This window comes from Haloactinomyces albus, from assembly GCF_031458135.1.
In the GTDB taxonomy this organism is placed as follows: Bacteria; Actinomycetota; Actinomycetes; order Mycobacteriales; family Pseudonocardiaceae; genus Haloactinomyces; species Haloactinomyces albus.
Genome location: NZ_JAVDXW010000001.1, coordinates 4533913 through 4553208, shown reverse-complemented (window position 1 = coordinate 4553208; position 19296 = coordinate 4533913). Strand labels below are relative to the sequence as shown.

The window sequence follows — 19296 nt, the reverse complement described above, 5'->3', positions numbered from 1 at the left end:
CGACCTCCAAGCGGTAACCGCCCGGCGGCAACCGCTACGCGGACTTGACCCTGATGCGCATGAACGTGATCGAGTGGGCGGGGAAAGTGTGGGTGAAGGAGTTACTCACCCCGGGCAGCGTCGATTGGCTGGGCCGGATCGGCTGCGCGTCGACGGTGTTGACCGCGTCGGGATCGCCTTGCAGGGTGGTCAGTCGCGCGACGGGAGCGACCCGTACCTGCTTGCCGAGATCGATCCGGGTGCGAGCCTGGGAGTCCTGGGCGTTGACGACCTTGACGATGAGCTCACCGGTGTCGTGGTCGCGCGTGACCACCTGCCGGAAGGGTTCGGCGACCTTGTCGTCGGTGAAGCCGCCCCACTTCTTCCCGTCGAGGAAGAGGGTGACCTGCCGTCCGCGGATCTCGATCCGCAGGTCGTACTCGCGGCCGGTCTCGATCCGGGTGTCGTCTCCGACGAGGGTCTGCCTGGTACCGCCGGTGGCCTTTTCCACGACGGAGCGGGTGTTGCCCCAGCCCCCGAGGTTCCACCAGTAGTAGTTACCGGTGTCGGTGACACCGAAGGCGACGAGGAATCCCTCGCTGCCCGAGCGTTTCGTTGCCGTCACATGCAGGTCGTAGTTGCTCCAGGTGGGATCGCCCGCAGTGACCATGGTGTTCTCGGCAGCAGTGTCGTGCTGGATGTAGGCACCGTTCTCGACGCTCCACGAGCCGCGCCCGGTGGCTCTCGTCCACCGCGCGTCGCCACCGGAGAAGTCGTCGTCGAACAGGGTGCGGCCGTCCGCGGCGGTGACCGTGACGTCGTCGTAGGCGGCGCTGGTCGCCCAGGTGGACAGGCCGATGGCACCGGTGATCGGGGTCTCCGGGGCGGGGGTCGATGAAGCATCGCTGGGCACGACCTCGTCGCCGACGTTGGTCATGAACAGTTTCTGCGTCTCGTAGCTGGTCGAACCCCAGGATGTCCGGTTGTCGAACCAGATCAGGTCGGGTCGCCACTGCACGTAGTCCACATTGGCCAGCAACGGGGCGTAGGAGGCGAGCTTGACGATGTCGGCGTTGCGCTCGAGTCCCGTCATGTAGGCGGCTTCGGCGAGTGAGTTGAAGAAACGGTTGTCCTTCGAGGCGTACTCGCCGAGGAAGACCTGCGGACCGTTGCGGTCGTAGGAGTCGTAGCGGTCGTTGTTGGCCAGGAACCACTGCGGGTTGTTGTAGTAGTGCTCGTCGACCATGTCGACGTTCGCGGAGCGGTTCAGTTCCCACGCGCGCTCGAAGATCGGGCCGCTGTCGTCGGGACCGGAGTTGCTGATCACGGTGATCTCGGGGTACTCGGCCTCGATGGCCTTCCGGAACTGCGTGAAGCGCTCGAAAAACGCCTCGGGCAGGTTCTCCTCGTTGCCGACGCCGATGTGGGTGAGGCCGAACGGCTCCGGGTGCCCCATCTCGGCCCGCTTGCGGCCCCAGGTGGACGTGGCCGGGCCGTTGGCGAACTCGATCAGGTCGAGGGTGTCCTGGACGTAGTGCCGCAGGAGTTCGGGGTCCTCGGTGACGTGGTTCTCGCCGCATCCGGTGACCAGCGCGGGCACGACCGGCAGCGGCATCGCACCGATGTCCTCGGCGAACCGGAAGTACTCGTAGTAGCCGAGCCCGTAGGACTGGTTGTACCCCCAGAAGTTGGCGTTGGTCGCCCGCTGTTCGACCGGACCGATGGTGTCCTTCCACTGGTAGGAGCGGTACCTTTCCCAGTCCGGTGCCTCGTAGGGGTACATGCTGCCGGTGTTGACGATGCAGCCGCCCGGGAACCGGAGGAATGCCGGTTCGAGGGCGGCGATCTTTTCGGCCAGGTCCTTGCGCATTCCGTTCGGTCGGTTCAGGTATGTCTCGCGCGGGAACAGGGACACCATGTCGAGGCGCACCGTTCCGGCGCCGCCCGCGGCCACGGTGAGCCGGCCCGTGGTGCTCGAGGCACGCGCGACGAACGTTCCGGTGTACTTGACCCAGCGGTCGCCGCGGAGCTCGAGCCGCAGCGGCTTGGCGGTGAGTGAGGCTTCGGACTCGTCCGACAGGGTCACCGTCAGCGGTGTTCCTCGTTCCCGGTCGGTGCGGGCCCAGACCGAGAAGTCGTACTTCTTCCCCCGCTCCAGGCACATGCCGGAGTTGTAGCCTGCGTTGGTGACGCCGTAGGCCCCTGCAGCACCACCGTTGCCGTCGAGGTCCAGCCGCAGGTAGTGGCGGTTGCGCTCGTTCAGCCGGTCGGCATCGTCGATGACTTCGGCGGTGCCGGTCGCTCCGCCGATCGAGGTGGTCGTCCACGCTGTCAGCGGCGTGTACGACGAGTTGTCGACGGGGGAATACTCGAACGAGCGGTTCTGGACGAGTTCCGCGTAGATCCCACCGTCGGCAGCGCGGTTGATGTCCTCGAAGAAGATCCCGTACATCGTGTCGCTGATCGCCGGTCCCCTGCGGGTGGGATCGATGCTCAGTGAGTAGCCGCTCGCGTCGGCGGCGGCTGTGGCGGCCGAAACTCCCAACGGTGCCAAAGCCGACGTCACGCCGAATGCGGAGGCGATGCGTAAAACGTCGCGCCGGGAGAAATCGTTCATCAGGATGCACTCCTATGCAGAAGGTGGTTTCAGTGCCCGTACGTCACCGGCGGCCATGCCCGCTTCGGCCGTGACGCTTCGGCCGTGGCACTGGTTCGGACAGCACCCGCCGAGCGACCTCGCCGGATCCCTCATGATCCACAGTGTCTGAAATACCGAACGATTAACGTGATGTTGAACAAAGTTATCTTTCGGTCATCGGGCGGTCAACCCGGCACAGGACTCGAAAGATGATCAGTTCCCCCGGACTCCGCCGCCCGAGTGTTGACCCCCTCACACTCGTGACTTATTGTCTCGAACAATGTCCGGCCAGTCGAACATCGACTCGACGTTCACCCACGCGGGTGTAGGACCGCGGCCGGACCTGGCCAACGACGACGACGGAACGAGAACCATGCTCATTTTGGCGGACGGGCTACGCCTGTCGATGAACTGGCTGGACATACTGATACTGATCCTTTACTTCGCCGTGGTGCTGGGCGTCGCCCTGGCGGCGAAGACCAGTGTCAAGAGCAGTCTGGACTTCTTCCTGTCCGGTCGTTCCCTACCCGCGTGGGTGACGGGACTGGCATTCGTGTCGGCGAATCTGGGAGCCATCGAGATTCTGGGGATGGCGGCCAACGGCGCACAGTACGGGGCCTACACCCTGCACTGGTATCTCATCGGTGCGATCCCGGCCATGGTCTTCCTCGGCCTGGTCATGATGCCCTTCTACTACAACTCCAAGGTGCGCAGCGTCCCCGAGTTCCTGCTGAAGAGGTTCAGTTCGTCCTCGCACCTGCTGAGTGCAAGCCTCTTCGCGATCGCTTCGGTGCTCATCGCGGGTGTGAACCTGTTCGCGTTCGCGATCATCCTGCGCGCGCTGCTCGGTTGGCCACTGGCGCTGTCCATCCTGGTGGCGGGTGTATTCGTGCTGGCCTACATCATCATCGGCGGGCTGACCTCGGCCATCTACAACGAGGTGCTGCAGTTCTTCGTCATCGTCGCGGCCCTGGTGCCGCTGACCGTACTCGGACTGGTGCGTGTCGGTGGTCTCGGCGGGCTGATCGACAAGGTCACCGCGAGCCAGGGAGCACAGTTCCTCAGCGCCTGGAGCGGCACCGGATTCGGTCAGGAGAACCCGCTCGGCACGAACTGGCTGACGATCACACTCGGCCTGGGTTTCGCGATCTCCTTCGGCTACTGGACGACCAACTTCGCCGAGGTGCAGCGATCGATGTCGGCGAAGAATCTCTCCGCCGCACGGCGCACTCCGCTCATCGCGGCGTTCCCGAAGATGTTCATTCCGCTCGTCGTGGTGCTGCCCGGTCTGATCGCGCTCGTCATCGCCCCGAGCATCGGAGGTCCCGGCAGTGCTTATGAGTACAACGAGGCCATTCCGCTGCTGATGAGCCGCCTGTTGCCCAACGGGGTGCTCGGGCTCGCGGTGACCGGTCTGATGGCCGCGTTCATGGCGGGTGTGGCCGCCAACGTCTCCAGCTTCAACACGGTGTTCACCAACGACATCTGGCAGGCCTACATCAAGCCGAGAATGCCCGATGCGCACTACCTGTCGGTGGGTCGGATCGCGACGGCAGGCGGAGTCGTGGTCGGCATGGGAACGGCGTTCATCGCCGCATCGTTCTCCAACATCATGAACTACCTGCAGACCCTGTTCGCATTCTTCAACGTGCCGCTGTTCGCGGCATTCATCCTCGCGTTGTTCTGGAAGCGGATGACGGCCCAGGCGGGATTCTGGGGGCTCCTGCTGGGCACGGTCGCGCCGGTCTGCTTCTACGTGTCGTACCAAAGCGGCATGGTAGCGATGAATTCCGCCCAGGCTGCCAACATGACAGCGGCGATCATCGCCTTCGCCGTGACCGTCGCCGTCGCCGTCCCGGTCAGTCTGGCCACCAGGCCGAAGACCGACGCCGAACTCGAGGGTCTCGTTTACAGCCGCACTCTCGCCCGTGCGGAGGGTGAGACCGAGCCGGGTGACGACGCCTGGTACCGCAGGCCGGCGCTCCTGGGATGGGGTGCCATGGTGCTGGCCGTGCTGTGCTATCTCCCGTTCTCCTTTTAGAAACCGGCGACGTTTCCTGTGAGCAATCAGTAGAAGGAGGTTCGAGATGACGGACGGGACTGTCGAATCGGCGGCGAGCACCTCCGATGCCCTCGACGAGAAAAAGGAGTCGCGCACCGCAGCGACGTTGTTCGACATTCGAATGGTGATCGGTGGCCTGTTCCTGGTCTACGGTCTGCTGCTCTCGGGTGCGGGAATGTTTCCCACCGAGCAGGGCCTGGAAAAGGCTCAAGGAGTCAACATCAACCTGTGGACCGGGCTGGCGATGCTGGCCGTGAGCGGCGCGTTCCTGCTGTGGTTGAAACTCCGGCCGCTCAACCCCCGAGCGGTCGACAAAACGGCATGAACACCGCCGTGTAGAGCACGCGGAGAAAACACCGCAACGTCGTGGCGGTCACAGTACGGCAGCGGCTGTGGCCGCCACGCGGTGTATCACAATGCCATCATCACAGGGAGCGAGCATGTCGAGTGAGCAGCACAGCCAGCGTGCGTGGACGCGGCGAGCGTTGGGTACCGCGGTGTTGGGGTCCACGGTGCTGGCCGCGACGGCCACCGGTGCCGCCGCACAGCGGCCGAACCCGTCCCCGACGTCTTGCGAGCGGTCCGCCAACGGACGTCTTCACGAGATCCGCTCGGGGCGCCACCGTGTCGTCATCGCCGGTGTGGCGGCGACCCTGCTGTCCTGGCAGGTCGATGGTACCGAACTGCTGTTGACGCATCCCGCCGAAGAGATGGGCGAAGGCTACCAGGGCAAGACCATCCTGCCTTGGCCCAATCGGATCGACCGGGGTCGTTATTCCTTCGACGGCCAGGAGCTGCAGGTTCCGGTCAACGAACCGAAGCGCAACGCGGCACTGCACGGGTTGATGAACTTCGCGGAGTGGGAACTCGTCGAGCACGCTCGGGACCGTGTCGTGCTGCGCTCTCTGCTGTACCCGCACTACGGCTACCCGTTCTCGCTGGCCTTCGAAATAGAGTACGCCGTTACCGGGGACGGGGTGCGGAGCACGCTGATCGCCCGGAACGCAGGCAGTACCAGCGCGCCTTTCGGTACTGCCACACACGGCTACATTGCCGCGAGCGCCGGGAAGATCAACTCGATGGAGCTCGAACTTCCCGCGAGCACGTACTATCGGACCAATGACCGGTTGATCCCGGTCGGTACCTCGCCGGTCGACGGCACCGAATACGACTTCCGGACCGCTCGGCGGATCGGATCGACCACAATGGACACGGCCTTCACCGACCTCACCCGGCGGCGGGACGGCACCGCCGTCGTTCGCTTCGGGCGCCCCGGCGGCGAGAACGTCGAGATGTGGGTCGATGAAACGCACGACTACCTGCAGGTCTACACCGACGACGCGCCGAGTGCCGAACGGCCGCAGCGGGCACGCTCGGGAGTCACGGTCGAGCCGATGACGTGCCCGCCGAACGCGTTCGTCACCGGTGAGGGCGTGATCGTGCTACGCCCAGGACAGCAGCACCGCGGGAGCTGGGGTTACCGCGTTGCCGAATGACCGTCGGCCGGTCACCGGGTGGCGTCAGCCCGCCCGGTGACCGAGCCGTTCGGAAAGCCTCGCCGCGCCCTCGCGCACGAGTTCGCCCAGGCGCATTTCGGCGTCGTCGCTCCAACGGACGGTGGGTACCGCGATGCTCATCGCGGCGGTGACCGAACCCGACCGATCGTAGACGGGGGCCGCCACGCAGGCGACCGCGTCGTTGGATTCGCAGTATTCACGAGCGAGTCCACCGTTGGCCGTGATCCGGTCGAGCTCCTTGCGCAGTACCGTGCGGTTTCCGGGACTGTTCTCGGTCATCTTGGTGAAGGTCGTGTCCGCGTAGAGCTCCTTGAACCTGGTTCGCGGCAGGGCGGCCAGCAGTGCCTTTCCCACAGCGGTGCAGTGGGCCGGAAGCCTGCGGCCGATGGCCGAGACCATCCGCACCGGGTGGCTGCTGTCGACCTTGGCGATGTAGAGGACGTCGGTGCCCTCCAGGACGCCGATATGGACCGTTTCGTGGCACTGCTCGGCGATCTCCCCGGCCACCAGCTGCCCCTCGTGGGCGACGTCCAGTCGGTCGGCGTAGGCCGAGCCGAGCTGGAATCCGCGAACACCGAGTCGGAAGCGGTTCCCGTCCCGGCCCGCGGGAGCCAGATAGCCCCGGGCCAGCAACGTGCCGACAAGCTCGTGCACGGTCGTGCGAGGCAGACCCAGCTTCGCGGTGATCTCCGGCGTGCTCATCTCGGGTTCGTCCAGGAACAGTTCGAGAATGTCGAACGCCCTCTCCAGGGCAGGTACCGCTCGTGCCACCGGGTTCTCCTCGTCATCACGGCCGGTCGACGCGTCCAACGCTTGACCGGTATTTCGAACAGGGTACCTGACGGTCGCCGAGCACCGGCCTCGATGCCCGGTTGACTGGCCGCTCACCTCGGTCTAATGTCTCGAACAATGTCCGAGATACCGAACGGAGTTTTCCGGTGTTGCCAACACGAGCATTTCTGAGGTCGCAGGAGTTTCCCGACGGGGACGCCCCTGCCACCAGCACGAAACGGTTTCCCGACGGAGCGCAGTACCGGGTGGAGATCCCCAGCACGGAAGGCCCGGAGGTCCTGGACGCCGTGCTCGCCGAGTCTGCTGCACGGTCCGTCGGCGTCCACCGCGTCTCCCAGGGCAGCGGCGGGATGCTGCTGACCGACGACGAACTGCGGACGATGGCCACCACCGCCGCGAAGCAGTCGGTCGAGCTGAGCCTGTTCGCCCGGCCGGTGGCCGCCTGGGACACCGGCGCGATGGTCACCGCCTCCGGCGGAGGTCCGATCGCCGCTCAGGCACGCGGCACCGAGCAACTGGTCCACGTTCTGGAGGACGTCCGCCGCAGCGCCGAGGCCGGAATCCGCAGCGTGCTGATCACCGACCTGGGTGTGCTGTCCGTGGCGGCGCGGATGCGCGCTGCCGGTGAACTGCCACCGGACATGCAATTCAAGATCAGTGTCCAGATGGGACTGGCCAATCCCGTCTCGGTGCGCATCGCCGAGGACCTCGGTGCGGACACCTACAACGTCCCGACCGACCTCACAGTGGGACAGCTTGCCGCGATCCGGGCGGCGACCGATCTCCCCCTGGACGTCTACATCGAATCCCCCGACGACCTCGGCGGTTTCGTGCGACACTACGAGATCGCGGAGATCGTCCGGGTGGCCGCGCCGGTGTACGTCAAGTTCGGACTGCGCAACGCACCGAACATCTACCCCAGCGGCACCCACCTCACCCCCACCGCAGTGGCCCTGGGACGCGAACGCGTGCGCCGAGCGCGGATCGGTCTCGACCTGCTTCAGCGGTACTTTCCCGATGCCAAGGACTCGACCCTGCCCGCCGCCGGCCTGGCGGTTCCGCAGCCGAAATCCTCCTGAGATCAGAAACGGTGCGTGATCAACGATGAAAATCACCCATCTCGAGACCTTCGTACTCGGCACGCCGTGGCGAGACCTCACCTATGTGCGGCTGCACACCGACGACGGCCTCGTGGGCATCGGCGAGACCCGCATGCTCGGGCACACCGAGGCGCTGCTGGGCTATCTGCGCGAAGCGAGCACGAACCACATCGTCGGATCCGACCCCTTCGACATCGAATCGTTGGTATGGCGGATGAAACACGGCGACTACGGACGCGCCGGTGAGATCGCGATGTCCGGGATCGCCTGTGTGGAGATGGCGTGCTGGGACATCCTCGGCAAGGCACTGGGCCAGCCGGTTTGGCGCCTCCTCGGCGGCAAGGTCCGCGATCGGATCAAGGCCTACGCCAACGGCTGGTACACCGTCGAGCGCACGGCGGAGGAGTTCCACGCGGCGGCGCGCACGGTCGTCGACCGCGGCTACCGCGCGCTGAAGTTCGACCCGTTCGGGCCGGGCAGGTGGGAACTGGAACCGGCCGAGCGACGGCGCTCGGTGGAACTGGTCGAGGCAGTGCGGGACGCGGTCGGGCCGGATGTGGAGATCCTGGTCGAGATGCACGGTCGCTTCACCCCCGCCGAAGCCGTCCGCATTGCCGGTGAGCTGGAGCAGTTCGCACCGGACTGGATCGAAGAACCGGTTCCGCCGGAGAACTTCGAGGCGTTGTCGAAGGTGTCCCGGCAGGTCGGCATCCCGGTGGCCACCGGCGAACGGGTGCACGACCGCATCGAGTACCGCGAGCTCTTCGCCCGGCAGGCGGCCGATGTCATCCAACCGGACATCGGGCACTTCGGCGGCATCCTGGAGACCCGCAAGGTCGCCGCCACCGCGGAAACCCACTACGTCCTGCTCGCTCCGCACAATGTCGGCGGAGCCGTGCTCACCGCGGCGAACCTGCATCTGGCGGCGGTGACCGGCAACTTCAAGATCCAGGAACACTTCAACGACTTCGCCGACGAGCACGTCAAGCAGGCCGCACCCGGCCTGCCCGAGGTCATCGACGGGTACTTCGCGTTGCCCCAAGCCCCCGGCCTCGGGGTGGACCTGGACGTCGACTTCGTCCGCGCGCACCCTTCCCAAGGGGCCCACTTCGACCTCTACGCCCACGACTGGCAGTTCCGCGGCACCAAGGAAGACGCATGACAGGACGAGGAGCACCACGCGCGGTACTCATCGACGAGCCGGGAAAACTGCGCGTGGTCCCCGACGAGCCCTCCGCGCCCGGCCCCGGTGAGGCCTTGATCGAGGTGGCCTGGAGTGGCATCTGCGGATCGGACCGGGAAGTGTTCACCGGCGGCCGTCCGGAAGGATTCGTGCGTTATCCGGTCATTCCCGGACACGAATGGTCCGGCACGGTCGCCGAGGTCGGCGCCGGGGTTCCGGCTGAGATCATCGGCAAGCCGGTCGTGGGCGAGGGATTCCGCTCCTGCCGAGCCTGCGCGGCCTGCCGCCGAGGGGACAACAACCTGTGCGCGGCGGACTACGACGAAACCGGCTTCACCCGGCCCGGGGCCTGGGCGAACCACCTCACCCTGCCCGCCCACCTGCTGCACGTCCTGCCCGAAGCAGCCGACCTCCGCAAAGCCGCCGCCCTGGAGCCCGCGGCCTGCACCGCAGCCGCCACGCTCAAACTCGCGACCGTGCCCGGCGAGCGCGTGGCGGTCGTGGGCGGAGGCAGCCTCGGGCTGCTGGCGACACAGCTACTGGCCGCGGTGTCTCCCGCCGAGTTGACCCTCGTGCACACTCGCCGCGACCGGGCGGACCTCGCCGCCGCGTGCGGTGCCACCTCCTTGATCACTTCCGAGGAGGCCGAGCAACACCTCGGCCGCTACGATGCCGTACTCGAAGCGGCAGGCGCCACCGGTACCGCCGACCTGGCCACCCGTCTGACCCGTCCGGGAGGCCGGGTGGCGCTCACCGGCGTCCCGCCGCACGATCGACAGCCTCCCTCGCCTGCGCACCTCGTGGTTTCCCAGATCACGGTGCACACGGTCTTCGGCGCGCCACCCCGCGCCTGGACGCAGGCGGTTCGGGCGTTCACCTCCGGCGTGCTCGATCCCGGCTTGATCATCAGCCGTGAGCTCGAGCTGGACGAGGCACCGGAGGCGTTGCGGCTGCTCGACGAAGAGCGGGACAAAATCGTGAAAATCCTGCTGCATCCCTGAAACCGGTCCTGAAACCGGCCATCTCCGAAAATTCGCCATCCCGACGAGGGGAAAACCCACTCCCATGACAACGACGGAGCAGACTCCCACCAGTGCCGCAGAGCTCGAAGCGGTACTCGACGGGGCAGCACGTGCCGCCGAACCTCTCGCCCACCTGCGGCCCGCCCAACGAGCGGAATTCCTCCGCCAGGTCGCCGACGCACTGGACAAGGCGGGAGAGGAACTGATCGAACCGGCCCGACGGGAATCCCACCTGCCCGAATCGCGGCTGCGGGGCGAACTCGTCCGCACGACCTTCCAACTGCGGTTGTTCGGTGACGTCATCGACGAAGGCGCCTACCTGGGGGTCACCATCGACCCGCCCGAGAAGGACTGGCCCACCGGCGCCCGTCCCGACATGCGGCGGATGTCGCTTCCGCTGGGGCCGGTGGTGGTGTTCGCGGCCAGTAACTTCCCCTTCGCATTCAGCGTGGCAGGCGGCGACACCGCCGCGGCGCTGGCGGCGGGGTGTCCCGTGATCCTCAAGACACATCCGGGTCACCCCGAACTCTCGCAGCGCACCGGTGAGATCATCACCGCGGCCCTGGCAAGTGCCGGAGCTCCGCACGGCACCTTCGCGCTCATCCACGGGGAAGAGGCGGGCCGCGACGCGATCACGGACCCCCGGGTGCGCGCGGGTGCGTTCACCGGTTCCGCACGCGGCGGTCGCGCCCTGTTCGACCTCGCCTCCGCACGGCCGGACCCGATCCCCTTCTACGCCGAGATGGGCAGCGTCAACCCGGTTTTCGTGACCCCGGATGCGGCCGCCGAACGTGCCGAGGACATCGCCCACGGCTACCTCGACTCCTTCACCGCAGGCGTCGGGCAATTCTGCACCAAGCCGGGCTTGCTGTTCGTGCCTTCCGAAGCAATCGATGCCTTCGAGCGGACCCTGGTTTCCGGGGTGGCGCAGCGGGCGGCCGCGCCGATGCTCAACGCCGGGCTCGAACAAGCATTCCGGGACGCCCTGGAACCGATCAGCGGACACGAGTCGATCCGTCCCCTCGTATCCGGCGACAGCACGGAGGACGGCACCACCCCGACCCTGCTGCGGACCAGTGCCGAGGAGCTGATCCGGCATCGCGAGCCGCTCACGCAGGAGTGCTTCGGCCCCGTGTCCATCCTCGTCGGCTACTCGGACGAGCAGGAACTCCTCGAAGCGGTCCGACTGTTCACGGGAGAGCTGACCTCCACCGTCCACGGAGCGGAGGGGGAAGCGATCGTGCCGGAGTTGTTCACCGAGCTCCGCAAGCGAGCGGGCCGCCTGATCTGGAACGGGTGGCCGACCGGTGTCAGCGTCAGCCACGCGATGCAGCACGGCGGCCCCTACCCCGCCACGACGGCCCCGACGCACACCTCCGTCGGTACTGCCGCCATCGAACGGTTCCTGCGTCCCGTCTGCTACCAGAACACACCGAGCGCGGTCCTTCCCGAAGCACTGCTCGACGAGAACCCGCTCGGTATCCCGCGACGGGTCAACGGCCATCTCGAACTGCCGGAGCCACGCTCGTGACCGCTGCCGAGCAGATCACGGAGCCATGCGCGCACCACGGTGAAGGCCCCGTGTGGCACGCCGACTGGAGCGGACTGCGCTGGGTGGACATGCTCGCAGGCGATGTCCTGACCCGCGACTCCGACTCGGGTCTCGTCCGACGACGACACGTGGGTACTGCCGTGGCGGCGTTGCGGCCACGCATCGGCGGGGGCGCGGTTCTGGCCCTGGAGCGCGGATTCGCCCTCGCCGATGACGAGCTCACCGACATTCGCCCCCTCGGCGAATTGTGGAACGATCCCGGCATCCGGATGAACGAAGGAGGCTGCTCCCCGAACGGCAGTTTCTACTGTGGGTCGATGGCCTACGATGCCGCGCCGGGCGCCGGGACTCTCTACCGCCTGGATCCCGCGGGCGAGGTGCACACCGTCCGCACCGACGTCACCATCTCGAACGGTTTGGCGTGGAGTCCCGACGGAACCACTGCGTACTATGTGGACACACCCACGCAGCGAATCGACGCCTTCGACCACGCCGATGACGAGTTCACCGGCCGACGGACGGTGGTACACATCGATCCCGAAGCCGGTGCTCCGGACGGGTTGGCCGTGGATTCCGAAGGAGCTCTGTGGGTTGCTTTGTGGGGTGGCGGAGCACTCCATCGCTACACCACCCGGGGCGAGCTGCTCGATATCGTCGAGCTTCCCGTGCCGCGTGTCACGGCCTGCACTTTCGGCGGCCCCGAGCTCGACGAGCTCTACATCACCACATCCCGCGTCGACACCGACGTCAAGGCCCACCCCGAGGCCGGGGCGGTGTTCCGGGTTTCCCGGACGGTGCCGGGTCTGCCCCCGCTCCCCTACCTGGGGTAGGCCTGTCCGGTTGGTCTTGGTGGGGTTGAAGTTCTCCCGAGAACTTCAACCCTCTCCCCCGGGCACAGGGGCGTGCAGGTTGGCCGAAAACCGGCACAGCCCGACACCTGCGCGACAATGGAACCATGACAGACCGCAAGCCACCCGGCGTCACCTTCGAGACGTGGATCGACAGGCAGATCCGTGAGGCGGCGGAACGTGGTGAGTTCGACGACCTGCCCGGCGCGGGCAAACCCCTCCCCGACCTGGACAAGGCCCACGACGAACTGTGGTGGATCAAGCAGAAAGCACACCGTGAGGGCTTGTCGACCGAGGCACTGCTGCCCACGCCGCTGCAACTGCGCAAGGAGATCGAACGGCTGCCCGACACGGTCCGCAGGCTGACTTCCGAGCAGGCGGTGCGCGACGTCGCCGAGGAGCTCAACCTGCGAATCGTGGACTGGCTGCGGGCGCCGTCGGGCCCGCAGGTACCGGTCGGCCCGGTGAACACCGAGAACGTGGTGCGGCAGTGGCGCGCGGATCGGCAGGCCGCTGCCTCCGCTGCCGCTGAGGCAGCGGAGGATTCCGAGGCCCCTGGGGTCGCTGCGGTGGCACCTGCCGAGCAGACAACGACGGAACGGCCATCCTCGCCACGAACCCGCTGGTGGCACCGGATCGTCCGCCGACACCGCAAATCCGGCTGAGCCGAAGCGAGCAGGAGGTGCCGGCTTTCCCGCGAAAGCCGTGCGCCCCTACCGCCGGTTGCACGGTTACTGGAAGGCCAAGCTGACCAGGGTCGCAGCAGTGGTGGCGCCGAGCGCGATGCCCCAGCCGTGCGGCCACATCGGGGTGCAACCGAAGAATTGGCTCAGGCCGGGGGTTTGCACGACCGCGACAAGGGCGGCCACGGAGGCAAGTGCGCATCCGATCACCAGCGGCGTACGTCCCCGGATGACCAGGGTCTGGCCGAGCTGTGCACTGATCAGAGCAACGAGGGCGACGGTGCTGGCGTGCCGGGCCGTGCCCGTCATGCGGCCGAGGAACCACGCCGCCGTTGCGGCACCGGCGGTGATCGCTCCCCGGCGGTAGATGTCCCGGGTCAGGGCGGAGCCCAGGGATGCCTCCGGTCCTTCCGCCAGCAGCATTTGCGGGGTGACCTGGGGTGGCGGACGCACCGCGATCGCCATCGCGGGCAGGACATCGGTGAGGACGTTGACCAGCAACAGTTGCCGTGCGTTCATCCCCCCTTGGGGGGTGACGAGTCCGGTGATGACGGTGTAGCCGATCTCGCCGAGGTTGCCGCCGAGCAGGATCGCCAGTGAATCACGCACGGAGGCCCACATGGCACGGCCTTCGACGATGGCATCGACGATGGTCTCGATGCGATCGTCGGTGACCACGAGGTCGGCGGCTTCGCGTGCAGCCGGAGTGGCGTGTGCTCCCAGGGCGATGCCGATGTCGGCCAGCCGGATCGCGGGTGCATCGTTGGCACCGTCGCCGGTCACCGCAACGATGCGATCGATGCTCTGCAATGCTCGGACGATCCGTGCCTTCTGCTCGGGAGTGACACGCGCGAACACGGCCACATCGCCGACCACCTCCGACAGCTGCCCGTCATCGAGGGAATCCAGGTCCGGGCCGGTGATCACGCGATGCCCGTTGAGCACGCCCAGATCGGCGGCGATGGCCTGGGCCGTACTGGGGTGATCGCCGGTGACCATGACGATCTGGACACCGGCCTGCTGCAGTTGTGCCACGGATTCGGCTGCTGTGGGCCGAATCGTGTCCGCCAAGGCGATCATGCCGGACAGAGTCAGGTCGCGGATCCGGGATTCGTCGAGATCACGCCGGTCGGATGCGGGCCGCTCGGCAACGGCGAGCACCCGAAAACCCATGCGCGCCAACCGGTCCATTTCCTCCGTCATGGACTGTCGGGCGGCATCGTCCAGCAGCACTCGCCCACCGTCGGCGCGCCAGTGCGTGCATTGGGCCAGCACGACTTCGGGGGCACCCTTGACGCTGAGCAGCTGTCCCTGGTCGGAGGACCCCAGCACGGCATGGTAGGACCGGGACGGCTCGAACGGCAGCTCCTCGACCCGCCGCCATCCCGGCATGCCCTCCTCCGGCGGCACACCGAGCTCCTGAGCTCCCTCGACCACGGCGCGATCCGTGGGATGCGGCAGAGCTTCCCCGCTTTCCCCTGCCGGGCTGGCCCGCAGCGCCGCACCGACCACGGTGCGCTGTGCCTCCTCCGCTTCTTCGACGGGCAGGCTGTGGGTGCCGTCCGAGACGTAGCGCAGCGAGATCCGCCCTTCGGTCAACGTGCCGGTCTTGTCGAAGCACAACGCCTGGGCGCGCCCCAAAGCCTCGATGGTCGAGGAGTTGCGCACCAGGGCCCCGCGCTGGGACAGCCGCTGCGCCGAGGCCAACTCCGCGGCGGTGGCCACGAACGGCAGCCCCTCCGGGACCGCGGCGACGGCCAAACTCACCGCGCGCCCCACCGCCACTCCCATGGCTCGGCCACGCAGCAGGTCCGCGATCAGCAGCACGACTCCGGCGCCCGCGCACAGCGGCACCGTGGTCTTGGCCAGCGAGCGCAGCCGTGCCGCCACGCCGCCGGTTCGAGTTCGGCCGTCCTCGGTGCCCACCGCCCGGCCGGCCTCGGTGTCCGAGCCGATCGCCACCACCACCGCACTCGCCTGCCCAGCGGCGACGGCCGTGCCCTGGTACAGCATGCTGCGCCGATCCGCCACCGCCGCAGCGGGTGTCGCGGCCTCGGTCTTGGTGACCAGTTGTGATTCCCCGGTGAGACTGGACTCGTCGACCTCGATTCCCTCGGCCTCGAGCAGCCGGCAATCGGCCGGTACGGAGTCTCCGGAAACCAGATCGACCACATCGCCGGGCACCAGCTCGTCCGCGGCCACGTCGGCCTGGGTGCCGTTACGGCGTAGCGCAACGGGAATCGTGCTCGCTTGGAGGAGTTCACCCAGCGCACGGTCGGCCTTGAGTCGCTGAACGCCGCCGATCAGGGCATTCATGCCCAGGACCGCACCGATCACGGCGGCGTCCGTGATGGCCCCGATACCCGCCGAGAGCGCGGCACCGCCTGCCAATGCCGGAGTCAACGGTCCTTCCAGTTCTTCCAGGCTCGCGTGGAGCAATCCCACCCGCTGGTGCTCCGGCCGTTCTCCCCGGTCCGCGATGCGATGCCGTGCCTGCTCATCGGACAGTCCCGCCGGGGAACTGTCCAAACGCTCCAGCACCTTGGAGGAGGACATGGCGTGCCAGGGAGTGCGCGGGGCGACATGCGGGACCGGACGCCGCGCGGCCTGGATACCCCACCACGTGCCCGCACCGAGGGCGAGCACACTCGCGGTGGAGACGGGAATCCCGGCTCGTGCCTGACTTCGCGAGGCCGGCCCGAGCAGAGCCAGCAGCGCCCCACCGACCGAGGCCGCGGTCGCGAACTGGGCACTACGCAGGCTCACCGTGCGCGCGAACGGAATCAAGCGGAGTAAAGCGCAGCTTTCTCCCATGCCGGGTCCGCTGAACACGTGCGACCCCCACGGCGGGGCCGTCCCTCGCGCGATCCCGATGCCCAGATCGGCGGCGGCAAGGCCCGTGCCTCCGTGCGACGAGACGACGGCGACACCTCTGCCTTCGGCCTGCAACTCGCGCACGGACCACGCCAGGTGTGTTCCCCCGGGGACCGCGTCTTCCACATCGAGCCGTTCGGCCAGGCGACTTCCGCGCCCCGCGATCCGCACCGATCCGACCGCACGGGACGCAGCCACCAGCTCGTCGGTGAGCGGATCCAGCTCATCCACCACTTCGAGCACGGCGACCGTGTCGGCGTTCCGGTTCAGCGCGACGACCTGTCCACCCGGTGTGGCGGGCAGCCGGAGACTGTCCCGCCAGTGTTCCGGCAGGTCGGAGCGGCTGCGCACGGTGTGGATGGTCCAGCCGTCGGGCGAGGGGGCATTTTCCTCCTCGGCACCGATGAGCGCGTGCGCGCGTTCCCACAACTCCGCGCTGTCGACGTCGTCGGTCAGCGCAACCAGATCCTGTACGGCCCGTCGCCCGGTTGGCAGCGAGGCGGCGTCGATCACCACCGTGTCGATCCGGTCCAGTGTGCGCAGAGCACGCGGATCCAGGACGAGCGCACCTCTTTCGGCGAGTCCGAATCCCAGTTGCGCGGCGAACGCATCCCTGCCGAGCTGTGCCGGACGCGGTGCGGCCGCCACCAGAAAACCCTGCGCACGTTGGAGATTCCACGTCGCACCGAGCGCAGCGGCGAAAGCGGCGGGCCCGGCCAGCAGCGAGCTGTGGGCGGCGCGCTCGACCGGCCCGGAAGGCAGCGAGCCAGGGCGGTCCTCCACGTGCTGGGCTGCGTTGCGATACGCGTCGGTATGGGCACCGAACTCCTTGTCCCACCGCACCCAGCTGCGCTGCGCAGCCTGGGACTCGCGCAGCAGGCAGAACCGGAATGCGGAATCGGTCACCAGGCTCGTCGGCTGCTGGGCCAGCGTGTGGGCCGCGGCATTACCCAGACTGAACAACAGGTCGGTTCCGGCTCTCCCCAGGTGCGACTCCAACGTCCCGCGAACCTTCGGTGACGAATCGGCCGTGGTCAGCATGGCGGGAATCGACTCGGGCAGGGCCGGTACCGGCAGTGCGCGGGTGACCGCCGCATAACCGAGTCCGCTGATATTCGCTCCGATCACGACGGCGTGACCGAGAGCGTTGCCGGGATTCGCCGGGTGGATGGCACTGGCCTCGGCATAGGGCTCGTCCGCCAACCCGCCGGCGTCCTCGACCTTGTCCACCGCATCGATCAGCTCGGCTACGTCGATCCACTCCGAGTCGTGACTGACGACCACGCACCCCAGTGCCGCATTGACTTCCGCCCGCCGCACCCCGGCGAGGCCCTGCAGGTGCTCGGAGACGAGCCCGCCCTGCTCCGCGTTCCGGGGATCATGCACTCCGCGCACCGCGATGTGGGTTCGACCGTTCGACGACCAGGTGGCTCGGGAACCACCGTGCCGGGCGACCGTACGAACCGCGCCCGCTACCGGCGCCAACAGCTGCGAGACAACTGCACCCAGTTTCGACAGCATCGCGGGATCAAGCGCTCGCCGAGCCCGACCGCGACCGGTCCTGCCCCCTCGATGTATCGGATCCGGACGAGGAGCCACCGGCCGCACGCTGGGCCACCACCGTTCCCACGCCGATCGCCGCGGCCACCGGCCACTCGATCACCGAGAACCCGACCAGCATCCCCAATCCCGCGAAGTAGGCCATTTGTTCCCGCGACGGCATGTTCTCCCGAACGGTCTCGAGAGCCCCGGAGATCTCCGTCCGGTCGGGAACGTGGATCTCGGGCATTTCGGGGCGGTGGAATTCGGCCGTGACGTAGGGCAGGTGCACCGTCGTCGCCGAAGAATCGGACTCGGCCGCGGGACTCGTCGTCTTCGCCTGCGAGCCGCGCGCCGAACCCGTGGACCGGGCACCGCCGGATTGTGCTTTCCCGGACTGTGCCTTCCCGGATTGCGTCTTCCTCGCCGTAGCCACGAGCCCTCCTCAAGTCCGCTGGTACGACTGAAATCACCAGTGTACGACGGTCAACCGAGTTATGAGCGCTGAAAGCACCCGCAGCGGGCCGCTAACCTTACCGAGCGAGCACGCTCAGCGTCGTGCCGGCGTGCTCGGCCATGGCGGTGACGATGTCGGCGGCGGGCAGGACGGAGTCGACGAGACCCGTCGCTTGACCGACGGTGACATTGGCGACGGTGTAGTCGCGGTTGTCGACGGCGCTCCGGTAGTCCGCGGTGGCGGATTCGAGGTTGCGGTGGAGCTCGGGCTCGGCACCGTGCCACCGGGACACGAAGTCATTGCCGAGCACGCTGATGGTATGCCCGTCCGGCCAAGGATGACCTCGCACGATGTCGTAGACCGTGGTCCGGCGCACGTCCTCTCCCGCGGCGGCCACCGCGCGGTCGCGCGCCTGTGGAGTGCTCAAGGCTTCCGCGGCCGCGTAAAAGCGGGTGCCGACCAGGACACCGGAAGCCCCCAAGGTCAGCGCGGCCGCCATTCCTCGGCCGTCGGCGATCCCTCCCGCGGCCAGAACAGCGACATCGAGGCCGCGCCGGGCGACCAGATCGGCGATCTCCGGGACCAGTGTCAGCGTGGTGCGAGATCCGTACCCGTGGCCGCCGGCCTCATTACCCTGTGCCACGAGAAGGTCGGCTCCCGCCTCAAGCGCGCGTTCGGCGTGCTCACGGTTTTGAACCTGGCACAGCAGCAGCGCGCCGGAGGCTTTGATCCGCTCCGCGAACGGCACCGGATCACCGAACGAGAGCATGACAGCTGCCGGGCTGCGCTGCAGAGCACGATCGAGCAGGGCCGGTTGCCGCGCCAGAGACCAGGTGATGAACCCACAGCCCACACGGACACCGTCGGCGGCATCGAACTGACCGGACAACCAATCCGCATCGCCGTAGCCTCCCCCGATCATGCCGAGCCCGCCTGCGCGGCTGACGGCCGCTGCCAGTTCACCACCGGCGACGTCGTCCATGGGAGCCAGCACGATCGGGTGCTCGATACCGAGAAGCTCGGTCGCTCGCGTCGTGATCGGCATCCGGA

Annotated in this window: 14 protein-coding genes; 9 read left to right on the top strand and 5 right to left on the bottom strand. The window is 67.5% G+C overall.

Annotated elements, in window-relative coordinates:
* Nucleotides 1-34: 34 nt before the first annotated feature.
* Nucleotides 35-2596, bottom strand: coding sequence for an alpha-L-arabinofuranosidase family protein (locus tag JOF55_RS21390; protein WP_310277382.1), 2562 nt, complete (start codon nt 2594-2596; stop codon nt 35-37).
* A gap of 394 nt (nt 2597-2990) precedes the next feature.
* Here JOF55_RS21390 and JOF55_RS21385 point away from each other — a divergent pair, with 394 nt between their 5' ends.
* From JOF55_RS21385 to JOF55_RS21375, 3 genes are all read left to right on the top strand, one after another.
* Nucleotides 2991-4658, top strand: coding sequence for a sodium:solute symporter family protein (locus tag JOF55_RS21385; protein ID WP_374727576.1), 1668 nt, complete (start codon nt 2991-2993; stop codon nt 4656-4658).
* A 46-nt stretch (nt 4659-4704) separates the two neighbouring features.
* Nucleotides 4705-5004, top strand: a complete 300-nt coding sequence (locus JOF55_RS21380; RefSeq protein ID WP_310277377.1) for a hypothetical protein — start codon at nt 4705-4707, stop codon at nt 5002-5004.
* Nucleotides 5005-5119: 115 nt separating this feature from the next.
* Entirely contained in the window at nt 5120-6175 is a 1056-nt protein-coding gene (locus JOF55_RS21375; protein WP_310277375.1) for an aldose 1-epimerase family protein, read from the top strand.
* A 24-nt stretch (nt 6176-6199) separates the two neighbouring features.
* On the opposite strand, the gene JOF55_RS21370 is transcribed toward JOF55_RS21375, so the two are convergent.
* Nucleotides 6200-6967, bottom strand: a complete 768-nt coding sequence (locus JOF55_RS21370; RefSeq protein WP_374727575.1) for an IclR family transcriptional regulator — start codon at nt 6965-6967, stop codon at nt 6200-6202.
* A 167-nt stretch (nt 6968-7134) separates the two neighbouring features.
* Between JOF55_RS21370 and JOF55_RS21365 the strand changes: the two genes are divergently transcribed.
* From JOF55_RS21365 to JOF55_RS21340, 6 genes are all read left to right on the top strand, one after another.
* Nucleotides 7135-8067, top strand: a complete 933-nt coding sequence (locus JOF55_RS21365; protein ID WP_310277370.1) for a U32 family peptidase — start codon at nt 7135-7137, stop codon at nt 8065-8067.
* 25 nt (nt 8068-8092) lie between these two features.
* The gene (locus JOF55_RS21360; RefSeq protein WP_310277367.1) at nt 8093-9250 is read left to right on the top strand and encodes a mandelate racemase/muconate lactonizing enzyme family protein; all 1158 of its coding nucleotides are present in this window, start codon (nt 8093-8095) and stop codon (nt 9248-9250) included.
* The gene (locus JOF55_RS21355; protein WP_310277363.1) at nt 9247-10272 is read left to right on the top strand and encodes a zinc-dependent alcohol dehydrogenase; all 1026 of its coding nucleotides are present in this window, start codon (nt 9247-9249) and stop codon (nt 10270-10272) included. The genes JOF55_RS21360 and JOF55_RS21355 overlap by 4 nt, the downstream gene beginning before the upstream one ends.
* Nucleotides 10273-10336: 64 nt before the next feature.
* Nucleotides 10337-11824: an aldehyde dehydrogenase (NADP(+)) gene (locus JOF55_RS21350; RefSeq protein ID WP_310277361.1), complete on the top strand. Its 1488-nt coding sequence runs from the start codon at nt 10337-10339 to the stop codon at nt 11822-11824.
* Entirely contained in the window at nt 11821-12675 is an 855-nt protein-coding gene (locus tag JOF55_RS21345) for an SMP-30/gluconolactonase/LRE family protein (RefSeq protein WP_310277358.1), read from the top strand. Before JOF55_RS21350 ends, JOF55_RS21345 begins: the two co-directional genes overlap by 4 nt.
* 125 nt (nt 12676-12800) lie before the next feature.
* Complete coding sequence (locus tag JOF55_RS21340) at nt 12801-13358, top strand: DnaJ family domain-containing protein (RefSeq protein WP_310277355.1); 558 nt, start codon at nt 12801-12803, stop codon at nt 13356-13358.
* A gap of 66 nt (nt 13359-13424) precedes the next feature.
* On the opposite strand, the gene JOF55_RS21335 is transcribed toward JOF55_RS21340, so the two are convergent.
* The 3 genes from JOF55_RS21335 to JOF55_RS21325 form a co-directional block, all read right to left on the bottom strand.
* Nucleotides 13425-17636, bottom strand: a complete 4212-nt coding sequence (locus tag JOF55_RS21335; RefSeq protein WP_310277352.1) for a cation-translocating P-type ATPase — start codon at nt 17634-17636, stop codon at nt 13425-13427.
* 142 nt (nt 17637-17778) lie between these two features.
* Nucleotides 17779-18225 carry a hypothetical protein gene (locus JOF55_RS21330; RefSeq protein WP_310277349.1) on the bottom strand — a complete coding sequence of 149 codons (447 nt, stop codon included), beginning with the start codon at nt 18223-18225 and terminating at the stop codon, nt 17779-17781.
* 97 nt (nt 18226-18322) lie between these two features.
* Nucleotides 18323-19291 (bottom strand): NAD(P)H-dependent flavin oxidoreductase, encoded by a 969-nt coding sequence (locus tag JOF55_RS21325; RefSeq protein ID WP_310277344.1) that lies wholly within the window; start codon nt 19289-19291, stop codon nt 18323-18325.
* Nucleotides 19292-19296: the final 5 nt, after the last annotated feature.